The sequence below is a fragment of the Gordonia desulfuricans NBRC 100010 genome, assembly GCF_001485495.1.
GTDB classification, from domain to species: Bacteria; Actinomycetota; Actinomycetes; order Mycobacteriales; family Mycobacteriaceae; genus Gordonia; species Gordonia desulfuricans.
Genome location: NZ_BCNF01000012.1, coordinates 46,110 through 66,649, shown reverse-complemented (window position 1 = coordinate 66,649; position 20,540 = coordinate 46,110). Strand labels below are relative to the sequence as shown.

Sequence of the window (20,540 nt, the reverse complement as noted above, 5' to 3'; positions counted from 1 at the left end):
CGGTGGTGAGCATGTACTCCACACGGTCGGCGGGTGCCGAGATCTCCACGGGCACATACTGTCCGCCTGCGGCGATCACCGCGTGGACGGCCACCATCATCTCCGGCGAACGCGGGATGCATAGGGCCACGGCCACATCGGGTCCTACACCGGCGGCGATGAGATCGCGGGCGAGGACACCGATCCGGGCACCGAACTCGGCGAACGACATCTCCCGGTCGCCGGCGACCAGCGCGACGGACCGGCGGTGTGCCGCGATACCCGCGGCGATCGCATCGGCGACCGTGTTCACCCGCGGAAGATTTACCGCCGCACCCGTTTCGGTTTCTGCGATGGCGCGGTTCTCGGTCTCGTCGACGATCCGGATGTCGCCGACGGCGCCGTCCGGGGTCGCGGTGAGCAGGTCGAGTACCCGCACGAGCCGCCGGTTGAGCCGGTCGATGGTCGCCTCGTCGAACAGGTCGGTGGCATAGGTGGTCCGGAGATCCCAGTCCTGCCCGGCCGGTGCGGTGGACACCACGACGTTGAGGTCGAGCTGTGCGGGCACCTCGGCGGGCTCGACCGCGGTGAGGGTGAGTTCGTCACCGGTGACCGCACCGATCGCCTCGATCACCGAGGCCCCGCGGGTGCCCTCGTTGAAGGTCAGCATCACCTGTGCCAGTGGCGAGAAGGCCTCCGACCGGGTCGGCTCGAGTGCCTCGACGACGGTCTCGAAGGGGACGTCGGCGTGCGCGAAGGCCGCCAGATCGCCGGTGCGGACACCGCGCAACAGATCGGTGAACGTCTCGTCGGCGACGATCCCGGTGCGCAGCACCAGGGTGTTCACGAACATTCCGATCAGCGGGTCGAGGACGCGCTGTCCGCGTCCGGCGACCGGGACGGCGACGGCGATGTCGTCGGCCGCCGCCAGCCGGGAGAGCAGGACCGCCAGTCCGGCGTGCACCACCATGAACGGGGTGACCCCGACATCGCGGGCCAGCGCTGCGATGCGGTCGGCGAGTTCGGCGGGAATGTCCAGTCCGGTCCGGGCACCGCGCTGTGATGCCACCGGCGGACGTGGCCGGTCGGTGGGCAGTTCGAGGAGATCGGGCAGTCCGGCGAGCGCACCGGTCCAGTAGGCCAGCTGGGCGCCGACCACCGAGTCGGGGGCGTCGGCCGCGCCGAGCTCGGCATGCTGCCAGATCGCGTAGTCGGCGAACTGCACCGGCGGCGGCGTGAACTCCGGTTCCCCGCCCCGGATGCGCGCCGCGTAGGCGGTGGTCATGTCGGTCACCAGCGGCACCATCGACTCGCCGTCGGCGGCGATGTGGTGCATCACCACGGCCAGCACGTGCTCGTCGGCCGACACCGGCCACAGCCGCACCCGTACCGGCAGCGTCTCGGTGAGGTCGAACCCCGACATCACCGCGGATTCGACGTCGGCCGCGGAATCGACCACCGCCCAGTCGAATCGGTCGGCCATCTGTTCCGGCGACAGGATCACCTGACGGCCGGCACCGTCCTGCGCGGGGAACACCGTGCGCAGGATCTCGTGCCGGGTGACGACGTCGAGCAGCGCCGTCCGCAGGGTGGGTACCTCGAGATGTCCGCGGATCCGTACCACCACCGGGATGTTGTAGGCCGCCGACCGCGCGTCGAAGCGGTTGAGGAACCACATGCGCTGCTGGGCGAACGACAGCGGGATGTGCTCCGGCCGCGGGCTGACCGCGGTGATCGGGGCGAGGCCGGCACCACGGTCGGCGACCAGGGCCAGCAGTGCCCGCACCGACGGCGCCTCGAAGACATCGCGTACCGAGACGTCCACGCCGAGCACATCGGCCACCCGGGCCGCCAGCCGCGACGCCGACAGCGAGTTGCCGCCGATGTCGAAGAAGCCTGTGGTGACCCCGATCTCGGCCGGATCGTCGAGTCCGAGGACATCGGCGAACACCTCGGCGAGCATCAGTTCGTCGGCACTCGCGGCCTCGACGATCCCGCCGGTGTGTGCCACCGGCTCCGGGATCGGCAGCGCGCCGCGGTCGAGTTTGCCGTTCGCGGTCAGCGGCAGCCGGTCGATTCCCATCACCATGTCGGGAACCATGTAGCCGGGTACCACCTTCGCGGCGCTCGCCCGGATGAGCTGGGCATCGGGCTCCCCGGCATCCGACCCGGTATCGCCGAGCACCACGTAGCCGATCAGCTGGTCACCGCGCCCGGGCATCTCGACGACGCGTGCGGCGGCGGCGAGTACCCCTGGTGCCGCGAGCAGTGCCGCCTCGACCTCGCCGTATTCGATCCGGTAGCCACGCAGTTGCACCTGGGCGTCACCGCGTCCGAGGTATTCGATGTCCCCGCCGATGCGGCGGGCGAGGTCACCGGTGCGGTACATGCGCTCGGCGGTGCCGAACGGGGAGGCGACGAAACGTGTCGCAGACAGTTCGGGACGACGCAGATATCCTTGTGCCAGTTGGTGTCCGGTCACATACATCTCGCCGACGACGCCGTCGGGCACCGGCCGCAGCCGGCCGTCGAGGAGGTGGATGCCCAGACTGTTCAGCGGCCGGCCGACGAAGCTGGCGTCACCCGCGGCGACCACCTCGGGATCGAGTGCGCGGAAGCTGACGTGCACGGTGGTCTCGGTGATCCCGTACATGTTGACCAGGGTCGCGGTGTCGGCGGGGTGCTCGTCGAACCAGCGGCGGACGTACTCGAATTCCAGTGCCTCGCCACCGAAGACGAGGTAGCGCAGATCCGGGAGTGCGGTCGGTGTGCGGCGCCGTGCCTCGCCGAGCTGGACGAAGGCCGACGGGGTGAGGCTGACGACGGTGGCATGTTCGTCGGCGAGCAGGCCGAGGAACTCCTCCGGGGAGCGCGCGACGTCCCGGTCGACTATCACGCATCGGGCCCCGGTGCACAGTGCACCCCACAACTCCCACACCGAGAAGTCGAAGGCATAGGAGTGGAACAGGGTCCAGGTGTCGGTCTCGTCCAGGGTGAACTCGGCCGCCGCGGCGTCGAGCAGGGCCACCACGTCGCGATGGCTGACCGCCACCCCCTTGGGCAGGCCGGTGGAACCCGATGTGTAGATCACGTAGGCGAGGGTGTCGGGGTGCACTCGCGGCAGGTCCGCCGGTGTGTGCGCCGCGCCGTCGGACACCAGCGACCCGATGTCGGCGATCGCCACGGACGCGGGCAGCTCCGCCCACAGGGGTGCACCCGCCGATCCGGCGTCGGTGATCACCACAGCGGGTGCGGCGTCGGTGACGATGTGCCGCAGGCGTTCGGTCGGGTTGGTCAGATCGAGCGGCAGGTAGCCGGCCCCGGCGCGCAGGACACCGAGGATCGCCACCGGCAGATCGGTGCCGCGCCCGGTGGCGACGCCGACCAGATCCCCCACCCGCACACCACGGTCGATCAGGGCGGTGGCCACCGCAGCCGACCGCCGGTCGAGTTCGCCGTATCCGAGTGCCGACCGTCCGGCGGTGATCGCCACGCGATCGGCGAAGCGGCCCGCCGATTCCCCGGCGAGGTCGACCAGACTGCGCCCGGATCGGGGGCCGGGCACCGGTTCCGCCAGGGCCTCGACGTAGCCGTCCACGTCGAGCAGCGCGATGTCGCCGACCGGCGTCGACGGCGTCTCGGCGACGGCGTCGAGCACCCGCAGCAGCATGTCGGTGAAGATCTCCACCTGCCGGTCGCCGAAGGCCGACGGCAGATATGCCAGCGTCATCCGGAGGGTCTCACCCCGCAGGGACGAGATCAGGGTGAGCGGGTAGTGGGTGGCGTCGCGGGTCACGACGTCGACGATCTCGAGATCGGTGCCGGTCCCGGTGCCGGTCAGTGAGTCGGTGTCGACCGGATAGGACTCGTGCACCATCAGGGTGTCGAACAATGCACCGGCGACCCCGGTCATCGCGAGCAGGTCGGGGAGGCCGATCTGCTGATGGTCGAGCACGGCGACCTTGTCCGACTGCAGGCGGGCCAGCACATCTCGCACCGAACGGTCCGGATCGACGTCGACCACCACGGGCAGCGTGTTGATGAACAGTCCCACCATCGACTCGACACCGTCGAGGTCGGCGGGGCGGCCGGAGACGGTCTCGCCGAACGTGACGACCTGTTCGCCGCTGACCCGCGACACCAGGACCGCCCACGCGAACTGGACGAGGGTGGCCAGGGTGACGCCGAGATCGCGGGCGGCGGCCTCGAGTGCCGCGGTGCGGCCGGCGGGGACGGTCAGCACGCGTTCCTGCGGGAGATCGTCGACGGAGGCCTCACGTCCGGCGGCGACCAGGGTCGGCCGGTCGACCCGGGCCAGGACCTCTCGCCAGGCCGCCGTTCCCGCAGTGGTGTCGGCGGTCGCCAGCCGACGCAGATGGTCGGCGAAGTCTCCTGCGGCACCGGTGTTCTCGGTGTAGGTGCGCCCGGTTGCATACAGCGCCAGCAGATCGGCGAGGACCAGCGGCCCGGACCATCCGTCGAGCAGGATGTGGTGGTTGGTGACCACCAGATGGGCACCGCCGGCGTGGCGGACGAGCACGAACCGGACCAGCGGCGGCCGATCGAGATCGAACCGCGCCAGCCGCTCGCGATCGGCGATCCGCGCGATCCGATCGTCCTCGACATCGGCAGCGGCATCGGCATCGGTCACCGAGGTGAGATCATCGGCGAGGTCGACCACTTCCCAGGGGATCTCGACGTCATCGGCGATCACCGCGACCACCGAACCGCCGATGGTGCGGACGAATCCCGACCGCAGCACCCGGTGGTGATCGAACAATCGGCGGGCGGCCCCGCGCAGCCGTTCGGCGTCGACGTCACCGCCGAGCGACACGATCACCTGGGTCACGTACACGTCGACGGCACCGGCCGCCGAACCCGCCGCGGCGAGTTCGGCCTGGAAGTACAGGCCCTGCTGCAGGGGTGCGAGCGGCCAGATCGCCGCGTCCCCGAACCGTGCGGCGAGGTCGTCGAGGTCGGCCTGCCCGACATCGGCACCGGGCACATCCGACGGCGACAGACCCAGCGGGATGCCGCCGGCCACGACGGCGGCCACGGCACCGAGTTCGGCCAGCCACCGGTCGGCGAGCCCGGTGATGTCGGAATCGTCGAACAGTGCTGCGGGGAACGCGATGTCGGCGCTGATCTCCCGGCCGTCCGCGGTGGGTACCGTGCTCGCGTTGATGGTCAGCGAATTCAGGGCGACCATCCGGCCGGCCGGCGAACCGGACAGCCGGATCTCCTGTGCCACCGGCAACAGATCACCGGACCGCGCGGGTCCGCCGGCGACGTTGCCCAGGTAGTTGAAGCCGATCGACGGCAGCGGACGCGCCGACAGCTCGGTGTCGGCGAGATAGCGCAGGACACCGAAACCCACTCCGGCGTCGGGGCGGCCCAGTCGCTCCTCCTTGGCCGCCTTCACCGCGTGCACCGGGTCGGCGCACGGGTCCAGTGCGACCGGCACGACGGTGGTGAACCAGCCGACGGTGCGCGACAGGTCGGCGCTGCGCGGGTCGTCGCCGCGGGCGAGGATCTCCTCGGTGCGGCCGTGTCCCTCGACCAGCACCGAGACCGGTGCGTCGTCGACGATGCCACGTTCGGCCTGCCAGGATCGGACGGCACGCGCCAGGGTGGCCAGCAGCACGTCCTCCACACCGGCGTCGAAGGCCCGCGGTACCGACGTCAGGATCGCCTCGGCGAGTTCGGATCCGACGCGCGCAACCACCGATCGTGCGGTGGCCGCCCGGTCGCGGCTGCGGTCGAGCTGGGCGCCCAGCGCGGTCGGACGCACCGGCAGCCGGTGCAGCCAGTAGCCGAGTTCGCTTGTGCGCAGGTCGGTCTGGGCGGCCAGTGCGCTCGCCCAGGCCCGCATGGAGGTCTGTTCGGGACGTGGCGCGGGGGTCTGTCCGGCGGTGCGGGCGGCCCACGCGGTGACGAGGTCTTCGATGATCACCGACCACGACACGGCGTCGACGCCGAGGTGGTGGATGACCAGCACGATCCACCCGGCCCCTGCGGGGTCGGTCACCAGCACCGCCTCGACCAGCCGGCCCGCCACCGGGTCGAGTCGACCGGCGGCGTCGGCATGTGCGGCGGTCACCGCGTCGACGAATCCCGCCGAGCCGACGGCCTCGGGCGACCCGATCACCGTCACCGGCCCGGCGAGGTCGGTGCGGGTACCGGCCACGAGTCGCGGGCCGGTGACGTCGACGGTCAGCGCAGCGCTCAGCATCGGGTGGGTGGCGAGCACCGTACCGAGCAGTCCGGCGAGCACCTCGGCGGTGATCCCGGTGGGTGCCTGCAGGACCGATGCCTGCGAGAAGTCGGCGAGATCGGCTGTGGTGTCGGAATGTTCGAGCATCCAGGAGACGATCGGCGGCACCGGGAGCCCGCCGGTCGGCCCGCCGTCGGGCTCCGCGAGCGCCGGGAGGATGTTCGCACCCGCGATCACCGCCCGGGCCAGCGCCCGGACGGTGCGGTGCTCGAAGACATCCCGTGGCGAGAGTCCCATCCCCGCGGCGCGCGCGGCGGAGGCGAGCTGGATCGACATGATCGAGTCGCCGCCGAGTGCGAAGAACGACTCGGTCACCGACACGTCGTCGACGCCGAGTACGGCGGAGACGATGGCCGCCAGCGCCACCTCCACGGTGCCCTCGGCGGCGACGTGCTCGTCGCCGATCCCGAAGTCCGGGGCGGGCAGGGCGCGGCGGTCGAGTTTGCCCGCCGGGTTCAGCGGGACGGTCTCGAGCCGTACGTACACGGTGGGCCGCATGTATTCGGGTAGATCGCGGGCGATCCGGGTGCGCACCACGTCGAGGTCGACCGTCGCCGGCGCCAGGTAGCCCACCAGATGCTGGGCACCCGACGGCGCGGTGGCCACGGTCACCGCGGCATGCACCACGGCGTCGACGGCCGCGAGGACCGATTCGATCTCGCCGAGCTCGATCCGCTGACCGCGCAGCTTGACCTGGAAGTCGGTGCGGCCGAGGTACTCGATCGCACCGGAGGTGTTCCACCGCACCAGGTCTCCGGTGCGGTAGAGCCGGGAACCGGGTTCACCGTGGGGGTCGGCGACGAATCGTTGCACGGTGAGGTCCGGCCGGCCGGCATATCCGCGGGCCAGCTGGACGCCGCCGAGGTACAGCTCACCCGGGACGCCGACCGGCACCGGCCGCAGCCGCGCGTCGAGCACCCAGGTGTCGGTGTTGGTCACCGGGCGTCCGATCGGGACGATCCGCGGGGCGTCGGTCACGTCGGCATGGGCGACCTCCACCGCGGCCTCGGTGGGACCGAACAGGTTGTGGACACCCACCCAGGGCAACGCCTCGTGGGCCTGCGCCACCACCGCCGGTGGCAGCGCCTCACCGGAGGCGAACAGCCATCGCAGCGTGCTCAGTTCGCGCAACCGGTCACGGCCGACCACGTCGAGGAAGACCGCGAGCATCGACGGGACGAAGTGGACCGAGGTGGCCCCGGTGGCCGTGATCAGATCGGCGATGTACTCGGGGTCGGTGTGTCCGCCTGCCCGGGCGATCACCATCTGCGCCCCGGCCAGGAGCGGACCGAACAGCTCCGGAACCGAGACGTCGAAGGTGTACGGGGTCTTCTGGACGATGCGATCGGCCGGGCCCCACGGGTACTCGTCGAGCCCCCAGTGCAGGCGGTTGAGTACTGCGGCGTGCGAGACGGTGACCCCCTTGGGGCGACCGGTGGAGCCGGAGGTGAACAGTGTGTACAGGGCGTGATCGGGGCGCAGCGGGGCGATGCGCTCGGCGTCGGTGACCGGGGTGTGATCGCCGGTGACCGGGGCCGACGCATCGACGGCGAGCACCGTGACGGACACGTTCGTCAGGCCGGTGCCGTCGGTGGCGTCGGGGCCGTCTGTGCTGTCGGAGCTGTCTGTGCTGGCGGGGCCGGGTGCGGCGTCGGCGATCTCGGCGATCGCGGGTGGGACGGTGCCGGAGACCAGCACGATTCCGACCCCGGCGGTGGCGATCATGCCCGCCACACGGTCGGTCGGCGCCGCGGTGTCGATCGGCACGTACTGTCCGCCCGCGGTGACGACCGCCGCGATCGCCACGACCATCTCCACCGACCGCGGCAGGCACACGCCCACCGCGACGTCGGGACCGACACCCAGTGTGATGAGTTGTCGCGCAAGGGTATCGATGCGCTCACCGAACTCGCCGTAGGTCACCTCGCGACCCTCGTGGTGCAGGGCCACCGCGGTGGGCGCGGCGGCGATCGTGGCGGCCACGGCGTCGGCGACGGTGCCGGTGGCGTAGCGGGTCCGCGCACCGCGCGAGCACACGTCGAGGTCCCGGCGTTCCCGGTCGTCGAGCAGGGCCACGTCGCCGACCGCGATCTGCGGGTCGGCGGTGACCGCGCGCAGCACGTCGGAGAACGACGACGCGAAGCGCTGTGCGGACGGTTCGTCGAAGAGATCGGTGGCGTAGATCAGTGTCCCGGACCAACTCTCGCCCCGCTCGCCGACGGTCAGTCCGATCGCGAGATCCACCTGCGCCGCCACCACGGGTGCCGGCAGTGCACAGATCGCGAGTCCGGCGTGCTCGCCTGCCGGGATGCCGACCGAAGGATCGGTGACACCGGGGATCGCCGAACGATCGAGGGTCAGCATCACCTGGGCGAGCGGGGCGAATGCCTCCGACCGCACCGGATTGATCTTCTCCACGAGGGTTTCGAACGGCACGTCGGCGTTGGCGAAGGCGTCCAGGTCGACGGTGCGGGTGTGGCCGAGCAGATCGGTGAAACTCACCGCCGGATCCACGCCGGTGCGCAGCACCAGGGTGTTGACGAACATGCCGACGAGCGGGTCGAGTTCGCGCCGGCCACGCCCGGCGATCGGGGTGGCGACGGCGATGTCGTCGGTCGCCGACAGCCGGGCGAGGAGCACCGACAGGGCGGCGTGGGCGACCATGAAGGCGGTGCTGCCGTGGTCGGCGCCGATCGCCGCGGCCCGGTCGGCCACCTCGGCCGGTATCTCGAAGGTGACGCGCGCACCACGGCCCGAGGCCACCGGGGGCCGCGGGCGGTCGGTGGGCAGGTCGAGTACGTCGGGCACCCCGGACAGCCGGTCGAGCCAGTAGGCCAGCTGCGCACCGACCACCGAGTCCGGATCGTCGGGCCGGCCGAGCACCCGGTGCTGCCACAGCGCCACATCGGCGAACTGCACCGGTAGCGCCTCGAATCGTGGTGCCTCACCGGCGATCCGCGCGGCGTAGGCGACGATCAGATCGGTCATCAGCGGGGCCATCGACTGTCCGTCGGCGGCGATGTGGTGGGCCACCACGCCGAGCAGGTGTGCGCCGGCGGCGTTGCGCCACAGGCGTGCCCGCACCGGCCATCGCGTGCTCACGTCGAAGCCGGCGGTCAGCGCGGCCTCCAGTTCCGCACGTGAGCCGACGACCTGCCAGTCCAGGCGAGCGGCCACCGTCGCGGCATCGTCGACCTGCTGGACCGGTGCCCCGTCGACGGACGGGAAGGTGGTCCGCAGGATCTCGTGCCGGATCACGACGTCGACGAGCGCATGCCCGAGGGCGTCGACGTCGAGCGCGCCGGACAGTTCGAGGACGACGGGGATGTTGTACGTCGGCGCCGAGGGGTCGAACTGGTTGATGAACCACATGCGCTGCTGCGCAAAGGACAGCGGGATCCGGTCCGGCCGTGGGATGACGGCGGTGATCGGCTCCGAGCCTCCCGCCCCGTGGGCGACGTGTGCGGCCAGGGTCCGCACGGTGGGGGCCTCGAAGAGATCGCGGACCGACACCTGCGAGCCGACGACGTCGGCGACCCGGGCGGCCAGGCGCATCGCCGACAGCGAGTTGCCGCCGAGCGCGAAGAAGTCGTCGGTGACACCGACCCGATCGACGCCGAGCAACTCGGCGAAGACATCGGCGATCATCTCCTCCGCCGGGGTGGCGGGCCCGATGTACTCCACGGCGGAGAACTCGGGCACCGGCAACGACTTCCGGTCCAGCTTGCCCGCGCTGTTGAGGGTGACCTCGGTCAGCACCATCCAGGTGGTCGGACGCATGTACTCCGGTAGCGACTGTGCCACCGCCTGTTTCACGGCTTCCAGGTCCACCGGGCGACCGCCGGGTGCGGCGACGTAGCCGACGAGGTGCTGCCCGCCGTGCGGTGAGTCCACCACCGTCGCCGCGGCGTGCACCACGCCGGGTGCCGATGCCATCACGGCCTCGATCTCGCCGAGTTCGATGCGCTGGCCGCGCAGCTTCACCTGGAAGTCGGTGCGGCCCAGGTACTCCAGGACCCCGTCGGGCCGACGGCGGACGAGGTCACCGGTGCGGTAGAGCCGCGTCCCGCCGGCTCCGAACGGATCGGCGACGAACCGCTCGGAGGTCAGGTCGGGGCGTCCGGCATAACACCGGGCCAGCTGGACGCCGCCCAGATACAGTTCGCCCGGCACTCCGGGCGGCACCCGCCGCAGACGTCCGTCGAGGACGACCGCCGACGAGTTCCACACCGGCACACCGATGGCCACCGACGACGCGCCCGCCTCGACGGTCTCGATCGACTCGTAGGTGATCTCGACCGCCGCCTCGGTGGGGCCGTACAGGTTGTAGAACCGAACCTGCGGCATCCAGGCACGCAGCCGCGCGGCCACCGACGGCGGCAGCGCCTCACCGGTGGTGGACACGATCCGGACCGACCTCAGCGATCGCACCCGATCCTCCCCCGCCACGTCGAGGAAGACCGCCAGCATCGACGGCACGAAGTGGACCATCGTGGTGCGGGTGCGGGCGAGTTCGTCGGCGACGTGGATCGGGTCGAGGTGCCCGCCGGCACGCAGCACCACCATCGTGGCACCGACCATCAACGGCGCGAACAGCTCCGGGACCGACACGTCGAAGGTGTACGGCGTCTTCAGCATCACCCGGTCGGTGGCGTCGATCGGCAGTTCGTCGAGGCCCCACCACAAGCGGTTGAGGACCGCGGCGTGGGTCAGGGTGACACCCTTCGGGCGCCCGGTGGAGCCCGAGGTGAACAGGGTGTAGACGGCGTCGTCGGGCCGGACGGTGCGGACACGGTCGGCGTCGGTGAGGGCGGGAGTGGCCGGGTCGAACGGACCGTCACAATCGACCTCGACACACCGGATGCGCTCGAGTGCGGCGATCGACGGCGGCACCGTCCCGGCGACGATGACGACACCGACGCGTGCGGTCGACACCATGTACTCGACGCGATCGGCCGGTGCACCGGTGTCGATCGGGACGTACTGGCCGCCTGCGGCGATCACCGCGTGGATGGCCACCACCATCTCCGCCGATCTCGGGATGCACAGACCTACGGCGTCATCCGGGCCGACGCCGAGCCGGCGCAACTGCCGGGCCAGGACGGCGACGCGGGCGGAGAACTCCGCGTAGGTGATCCGACGGTCACCGACCAGCAGCGCGGTGGCATCCGGTGTCGCCGTCATCTGTGCGGCGACGGCATCGGCCACCGAACCGAAGGCGGGGAGTGCGATCTCACCGCCGGACTCACGGCCGGCCTCGGTGGCCGTCTCCGCCGGGCTCATGATCTCCACGTCGCCGACGCAGGTCGCCGGGTCGGCGACGAGTGCGCCGAGCACCTCGGCGAATCGGTCGGCCAGCCGATGTGCGGTCGGCTCGTCGAACAGATCGGTGGCATAGACCACCGACAGCGGCCAGTCGGTTCCCGCGGCCGCACTCGACACCGTGATGTAGAGATCCACCTGTGCCGGCGGTGCCTCCGAGACCACCGGCGTGATCACCGGCTCGGTGATGGCGGCGAGGACGTCGTCGGCGGAGGCGGCCGGATCGAAGGAGAGCATCACCTGGGCCAGCGGCGAGAATGCCTCCGACCGGGTGGGATTCAGTCGTTCGACGAGCAGCTCGAACGGGACGTCGGCGTTGGCGAAGGCATCGAGATCGCCGGCGCGGACGTCGTCGAGTACCGCGGCGAAGGTCGCCTCGGGCCGAATTCCGGTGCGCAGCACCAGGGTGTTGACGAACATGCCGACCAGTGGGTCGAGCACCGACCGGCCGCGGCCGGCGATCGGGGTGCCGACGGCGATGTCGTCGGTCGCCGACATCCGGGCGAGCACCACCGCGAGGGCGGCATGGACCACCATGAACGGGGTGACACCCCGCTCGTGGGCCAACTCGACGACTCCCCTGCCCACCTCGGCCGGGATCCGGGTCTCGGCACGACCACCGCGGTGTGAGGCGAGCGCCGGTCGAGGCCGGTCGGCGGGGAGTTCGAGGACGTCGGGCAGCCCGTCGAGCTGCCGCGCCCAGTGGTCGAGCTGCCGGCCGAGCACCGAGGTGGCGTCGGCGGGATCGCCCAGCGTCGAATGCTGCCAGATCGCGACGTCGGCCACCTGCACCGCCAGCGGCTCGAATCGTGGTGTGCGCCCGTCCTTCCGGGCGGCATAGGCGGTGACGAGGTCGGTGATCAGCGGTGCCATCGACTCGCCGTCGGCGAGGATGTGATGCACCACGAGGGCCAGCACGTACTCGTCGTCGCCGAGTACCGCGACGCGCACCCGCAACGCCGGATCGGCGGTGACGTCGAATCCGGCGGCGACGGCCGTCTCGATCTCGGCGGGCGAGTCGACCACCTGCCAGTCCAGGCGCTCGGAGATCTCGCCGGCCGGGTGGATGTACTGGCATGCGACCCCGTCCACGGCGGGGAAGGTGGTGCGCAGGATCTCGTGCCGGGTGACGACGTCGACCACCGCCGCCCGCAGGGCGTCGAGGTCCACGGCACCGGTCAGGCGCAGCACGGCAGGGATGTTGTAGGTGGCCGCCATCGGGTCGAACCGGTTGAGGAACCACATGCGCTGCTGTGCGAAGGTCAGCGGGATCTGCTGCGGTCGAGGCGATACCGCGACGATGGGGGCGAGTGCATCGCCCCGGCCGCCGAGTGTCTCGGCCAGCGCGCGCACCGACGGCGCCTCGAACAGGTCGCGCACCGAGACGTCCACGCCGAGTGCCTCGGCGGTGCGTGCGGCCACCCGGGTGGCCGACAGCGAGTTGCCGCCGAGGTCGAAGAAGGAGTCGGTGGCACCGACCCGTTCCACGCCGAGGACCTCGGCGAAGACCGCGGCCACCGCCTGCTCCGCGGCGGTCCCGGGCTCGACGAACTCGGTTGCGGCCGAGCCCGATCCCGGCGTGGGGAGCGCGCCACGATCGAGTTTGCCGTTGGCGGTCAACGGCAGGGCGTCCACGGTGACGACGAGGTCGGGCACCATGTATCCCGGCACATGGGCGGCCGCCGATCGGCGGATCTCCTGGGCGTCGAGAGGTTCTGCCCGGTCCGCGGCCGAGCCGGGTTCGGCAGCAGCAGAGCCGGGTTCGGCCACGACATAGCCGACCAGGACGTCGCCGCGCTCGGGCAGGGTGACGACCGCTGCGGCGGCCGCGGCGACACCGGGTGCCGACAGCAGCGCCGACTCCACCTCGCCGTATTCGATCCGGTAGCCCCGCAACTGGATCTGGGCGTCGGCGCGGCCGAGGTACTCGATGTCGTCGCCGATGCGCCGGGCGAGATCGCCGGTGCGGTACATGCGTTCGCCGGTACCGAACGGTGCGGCGACGAACCGGGTGGCGGTGAGGTCGCTGCGGCCGAGGTAGCCCTGTGCGAGTTGCCCACCGGTGACGTACATCTCGCCGATCACGCCCTCGGGGACCGGGTTCAGCCGGGTATCGAGGAGGTGGATGCCGAGCGATGCCAGCGGACGCCCGATGAAGCTCGCGTCGCCGGCCGACACCGTGGCCGGATCGAGTTCGCGGAAGCTGACGTGCACGGTGGTCTCGGTGATGCCGTACATGTTCACCAGGACGGCGGTGTCGGACGGGTTGTCGTCGAACCAGCGTCGGACGTGGTCGAAGCCGAGCTGTTCGCCGCCGAACACCACATAGCGCAGCGGCAGCGGCCGCGGATCGCGCCGGCGTGCGTCGGCGAGCTGGTAGAACGCCGACGGGGTCTGGCTGAGCACCGTCACCCGTTCGCGGTCGAGGAGATCGAGGAACAGTGCCGGATCGCGCGCGAGGTCCCGGTCGACCAGCACCATCCGGGCGCCGGTGGACAACGGTCCCCACAGTTCCCAGACCGAGAAGTCGAAGGCATACGAGTGGAACAGCGTCCACACGTCGTCGGCACGGAAGTCGAAGTCGCCTGCGGCGGTGTCCATCAGGGTCACCACATCACGGTGGGTCACCTCGACGCCCTTGGGGCGGCCGGTGGAACCGGAGGTGTAGATGACGTATGCCCGACCGTCGGCGGGGATCGTTCGTGCGGGAAGCGTTGCCGTGGCGCCGGTTTCGGTCTCGGCCTCGAGATCGGCGATCCGTGCGACGGTGACGGCATCGGGTACCCGGGTCCACAGCTCGGCATCTGCGGTCGAGGCGTCGGTCAGGACCATCCGCGGTGCCGCATCGGAGAGGATGTAGGCCAGCCGTTCCGGCGGATTGGTCATGTCCAGCGGCAGATAGGCTGCGCCGGCCTTCAGCACGCCGAGGATCGCGACCACCAGATCGACGGTGCGGGCCGGGGCGACGGCGACGAGATCACCGGGCCGGACGCCACGGACGGTGAGCGCGTCGGCGACGGCCGACGATCGCCGGTCGAGCTCGGTGTGGGTGAGGCTGCGAACACCGTCGGAGACGGCGATCGCGGTGGTCCCTGCGGCCGGCGACCGGGTGAACAGATCCACCAGGGATGCACCGGAGTTCACGGTGTCGGTCACCGGGGTGCGCAGTGACCGCCGGTACCGTTGCGGGTCGGCGAGGGCGATCGCGGCGGTCGGCGCATCGGGAGCCGCGACCACGGTCTCGAGGATGCGGACCAGCGCATCGGTGAACACCTCGACCTGGCGGTCTCCGAAGGCCGCGGGCAGGTACTTCAGCTTCACCTCGAGGTGGTCACCGGCCATGCCGGTGACCATCGACAGCGGGTAGTGCGTCGCATCGGTGGCGGTGATCTCACCGATCTGCAGTCCGCCCACGGCCGCCGAGGCGAGCGAGTCGGTGTTCACCGGGTACGACTCGTGCACCGCCAGCGTGTCGAACAACTGCCCGTGTCCGGCCGCCGCCATCAGTTCCGGCAGCGGGATCTGCTGGTGGTCGAGTACCGACACCTTGGCCGTCTGCATCGCGGCGAGCACCTGCGCCGCCGACGCCGCCGGGTCGACGTCGACCACCGACGGCAGGGTGTTGATGAACAGCCCCACCATTGACTCGACACCGTCGAGATCGGCCGGTCGGCCCGAGACCGTCTCGCCGAAGGACACCACCCGCCGACCGGTCACCCGGGACAGCAGCACCGCCCACGCGAACTGCAGCACCGTCGACACCGTCACGCCCTGTTCGCGGGCGGTGGCCTCGATCGATGCGGTCAGCTCCGGTGTGAGGCTCCGGAGATGATCGCGCGGCAGCTCGTCGAGGGTCGCCTCGTGTCCCGGGGCGACCAGCGTCGGCGCCTCGACCGGGGCGAGCACCTCCCGCCATGCGGTCAGACCGGCCGCGGTGTCCGACCGCGCCACATGGGACAGGAAGTCGGCGTAGTCGCCACCGGCCCCGCCTCCGCGGCCGGCACCGAGGGTTCCGGTGTAGGTCTGCCCGGTCGCGTACAGCGCCATCAGGTCCGCCAGCATCAGCGGTGACGACCACCCGTCGAGCAGGATGTGGTGGCTGGTCACCACCAGCCGGGTCCGGTCACCCGCGCGGACGACGGCGAACCGGATCAGCGGCGGCGCGCTCAGATCGAACGGCTCGACCCGCTGTGCCGTCGCCAGCCCGGCGACCGTCGCATCGAGATCGGTGGAGTCGAGATCGGTGGTGTCGAGTTCGGTGGCGGGCGTGTCGAGTTCGATCAGTTGCCACGGAACCTCCACCGCCTCCGGCACCACCGCGACGACCGCACCGGAACCGGTGCGCACATACCCCGACCGCAGCGCCCGGTGGGCGGCGAGCAGTTCCTGTGCCGCGGCGTGCAACCGCACCACGTCCACCGCACCGGTGAACGACAGGACCGCTTGTGCCACATAGACATCCACGGCACCGGTGGCGCGTCCGCCGGCCGCCAGCTCCGACTGGAAGTACAGGCCGCGCTGCAACGGCGACAACGACCACACCGCCGCACCCGGGTACCGTGCCGCCAGATCGTCCAGATCCGGTTGGGACACCGTGACGCCCACGACGTCCGACGGCGACAGACCGGGATCGCCGACCTCCTCGACGTAGGCGACGATCGTGGCCAGCTCCGCCGACCACCGGTCGGCGAGGTCGGACACGAGTGTGTCGTCGAGCATCCCGGCGGGTGCGGCGAACTCGGCACTGAACTCGCGGCCCGCGGCACCCATCACGGTTCCGACGGTGACGGTCAGGCCGGTCGATGCCATCGCGCCGGTGGCGGTGGCCGGGAGTCGGGGTGCCGTCGGGTCGGGCAGGAACGGGCCGGTGGCCGGCTGGGCGCCGTCCGCGCCGGTGGTCGCGGCCGGGGTGCCCGCCACGTTTCCGAGGTAGTTGAACGCGATCGACGGCAGCGGGCGACCGGTGAGCTCGGTGTCGGCGAGGTGACGCAGGAGGCCGAATCCGATTCCGGCGTCGGGTGTTCCGGCGAGTTCTTCCTTGACCGCCTTCACCGTGTGGGCCACATCGTCGGTGACGGGCAGGCGTACCGGGGCGACGGTGGTGAACCAGCCGACGGTGCGGGCGAGGTCGGCCCGGACCGGATGCGTCCCCTGTTCGAGGACACCCTCTTCGCGGCCGTGGCGCTCCACCAGCACCGACACCGGGCGGCGGTCGGGGATGCCGTGTGCGGCCTGCCAGGACCGGACCGCGCGGCCGAGGGCGGCGAGCAGTGCATCGTTGACGGTGCCGCCGAATGCGGCGGGGACGGTGCCGAGCAGGGGTTCGGTGATCTCGGTGGCCACGCGTCGCACCACCGGACGCAGCGTGTTCATCCGGTCGCGTCGCCGGTCCGGTCGCGCACCGAGGTCGGTGGGCGACTGCGGGGTGCGGTCCAGCCAGTACCCCAGTTCCGCCGTGCGGTCTCCGACGCGTTCGGCGAGTGCGGCGGTCCAGGCGCGCGCGGAGGTCACCTCGCCGGCCGGTTCGGTGCCCGGCCCGCCCGCCCAGACGGTGACCAGGTCGGTGATGACGGTCCGCCACGACACGGCATCGATGCCGATGTGGTGGATCACCAGAACGATTCGGGCACCGTCGGTACCGCGCACCAGCACCGCCGACACGAGCCGGCCCGTGGTCGGGTCGAGTGCGGCCGAGGCCGTCCGGAAGGCGGCGACGACCGCGGTGGCGAACCCGGCGTCGGCGACGGCGGCCGCCACGTCGACGGTGGTGACGGCGTGGCCGGCGTCGAACCGACGTCCGGGCACCAGCACCGGGGTGGCCACCCCGGTGGTCTCGTGGGGGTGGGTGTCCAGCAGCGCCGCCGACATCATGGGGTGTGCGGTGACGACCGCCGACAGCGTGCGGGCGAGGTCGTCGCCGGTGAGTCCGTCGGGTGCGACGAGCACCATCGACTGGGAGAAGTCGGCGTGGTCGTCCGGGGTGTCGGAATGCTCGAGCATCCAGGACACGATGGGCGGCAACGGAACCGGAGCGTCGGTGGCGGGTTCTGCGACGGTGTCGAGGAGGTTGTCCGCACGCGCGACGGCCACCGCGATCGACCGGATCGTGCGATGCTCGAACACCTGACGCGGGGTGAGATCGACGCCTGCCGAGCGCGCCGCCGACGCGAACTGGATCGACATGATCGAGTCGCCGCCGAGGGCGAAGAACGAGTCGGTGGCCCCGACCCGGTCCAGGCCGAGCAGACCGGCGACGATCCCGGCGAGGGTCTGCTCGATCCGTCCGGCCGGCGCCACGTACCCCTCACCGAGGTCGAGGACCGGACGCGGCAGTGCGCGGCGATCGAGTTTGCCGACCGGGGTGAGCGGAAGGGCTTCGAGCACGGTGAAACTCGACGGCACCATGAACACCGGCAGGTCGCGTTCGAGATGTCCGCGCAGATCGGTGACATCGGTTCCCCGGGGTGCCACCACATAGGCGGCGAGCGCGGCGACCACGGACTCGCCGCTGTCGGCGACGGCACCCTCGGCGGTGATGCCGACCACGACGGCGGTCTCGACCGCGTCGTGGCGGGCGAGGATGCTCTCGATCTCGCCGAGCTCGATCCGCAACCCGCGCAACTTGATCTGGTCGTCGCTGCGGCCACCGTAGGCGACGGTCAGGTCGCCGTCGGCATCGCGCACCCAGCGCACCACGTCACCGGTGCGGTACATCCGTTCGCCGGGCGCCCCGAACGGTGTGGCGACGAATCGCTCCGCGGTGAGACCCGGCCGGGCGAGGTAGCCGCGGGACAGCGGCAGTCCCGTCACGTACAGCTCGCCGAGCACACCCACCGGTACCGGGTGCAGTCGGGAATCGAGGATCGTCAGTCCCACGCCGTCCAGTGGTCCGCCGAGGGTGACCGGGGCACCGGACCGCAGGGGTGCGCCGATGGTGATGCCGATGGTGGTCTCGGTGGGGCCGTACAGGTTCTGGATGCGGATGTGGGGCGCCCAGGCCTCGACGAGGGAGTCCGGGACGGCCTCGCCGCCGGCGTAGACGGTGCGCAGGGTGGTCAGGGTCGCGGGGTCGAGCGAGGCGAGGACGGTGGGGGTCAGGAAGGTGTGGGTGATCCGTCGGGCCCCGATGAACTCCGCGAGGTCATGGCCGACGACGACGTCGGCGGCCCGGTAGATCAGTGTGCCGCCGCCGACGAAGGCGAGGAGGTATTCGAGTACCGAGGCGTCGAAGCTCGGGGACGCGAAGCCGAGGACCCGGGCTCCGGTGGCCGAGTCCGCCCGCCGGATCTCCTCGGTGGCGAAGTTGAGCAGCCCCCGATGGGTCACGGCCACGCCCTTCGGGCGGCCGGTGGAGCCGGAGGTGTAGATGACGTAGGCGAGTGAGTCGATGCCGACCGAACCGAGGCGGTCGGCGTCGGTGATCGGCGCCCTCGACCGGGTGGCGACCTCTGCGGTCACCGGATCGGAATCCAGGGTGATCCAGTCGATGTCGTGTCCGGGAAGCTCGCCTGCCGCGGACACGGTGAGGCCGATCGCCGCACCCGAGTCCTCGATCATCGACGCGACACGGTCGGCCGGATAGTCGGGGTCGATCGGCACGTACCCGGCACCGGTCTTGGCGACCGCCCAGATCGCGGTCATCAGCGTCGTCGACCGGCCGATGCCGAGGGCGACCAGGCTCTCTGGTCCCGCGCCACGGTCGATCAGCATGCGCGCCAGCGCATTCGACGCCTCGTCGAGCTCACGATAGGAGAGCGTGCCGGATGCGTCGGTGACGGCCGGATGATCGGGGTGCCGTCGCGCGGCGTCGGTGAAGATGTCGGCGAGCAGGACCGGATCGGTACCCGCACGACCGCCCACCGGGGTCAGTGCCGGGGTCTCGCCGGCGGTGGTCACCGCGACATCGCCGACCGCGCGCTCCGGCGCGGCCACGAGCTCACCGAGCACCATGACGAAGCGGTTGCACAGCACCGAGATCCCGTCGGCGGTGAAGAGATCGGTCGCATAGTTGACCACACCGGACCACGGCCCGTCGGGTGCGGCGCCGATCCCGATCGTCAGGTCGACCTTGGCGGTGGTCTCCTCGATGTCGAGGATCTCCACCTCCAGCCCGTCGAGGCGGGCGGCGACGGTGTCGACGTCCGGCGGCTCCGGCTGGTAGGTCAGCAGGACCTGGGTCAGCGGCGCGAATGCCTCCGACCGCGTCGGGTCGAGGGCGTCGACGACGGCCTCGAAGGTGACGTCGGCGTGGGCGAACGCATCGAGATCGGTGCTGCGGACCGAGCCGAGCAGCCCGGCGAACGTCGCAGCCGGGTCCACGACGGTGCGCAGCACCAAGGTGTTGACGAACATACCGACGAGATCGTCGAGTTCGGCCTGACCGCGTCCGGCGATCGGGGTGCCGATGGCGATGTCGTCGGTGGCACTCATCCGCGACAGGAACACCGCGAGCGCGGCGTGGATCACCATGAACTCGGTGACCCCGTGCGCGGCCGCGACACCGCGCACGAGTGCACCCACCTCCGCGGGGATGGCGAAGTGTGCCTCGGCGCCGCGCTGTGAGGCGACCGGCGGGCGGCGACGGTCGGTGGGCAGGGGCAGCAGGTCGGGCAGCCCGGCCAGACTCGCACGCCAGAAGTCCAGTTGTGCCGCAACGAGCGATGCCGGATCGTCCGGGGCGCCGAGCACCTCGTGCTGCCACAGCGCGTGGTCGGCGAATTGCAGTGGCAGGTCGGTGAACTCGGGAGCCACTCCCCTGGCCCGCGCGTGGTAGGCGCCGACCATGTCGGTCACGAGCGGCCGCATCGACTGGCCGTCACCGGCGATGTGGTGGATCACCAGCAGGAGTACGCACTCCCGGTCGTCGGGCTTTCGGTCTCCCGACCCGGGATCGGCGACCGGCGCGACCCGCACGCGCAGCGGGTGTGTGGTGGCGACGTCGAAACCGGTGGCTGCCGAGGCATGC

1 protein-coding gene (only partly in view) is annotated in these 20,540 nt (G+C 71.2%); it reads right to left on the bottom strand.

The whole window is internal to a non-ribosomal peptide synthase/polyketide synthase gene (locus tag GD1_RS02015; RefSeq protein WP_059035328.1) on the bottom strand: the coding sequence, 40,392 nt in all, runs 14,168 nt past the left edge and 5,684 nt past the right edge, and what appears here is coding positions 5,685–26,224 — codons 1,895 (partial) to 8,742 (partial); reading right to left, the first codon wholly in view occupies positions 20,537–20,539. Both codon boundaries (start and stop) fall beyond the window edges.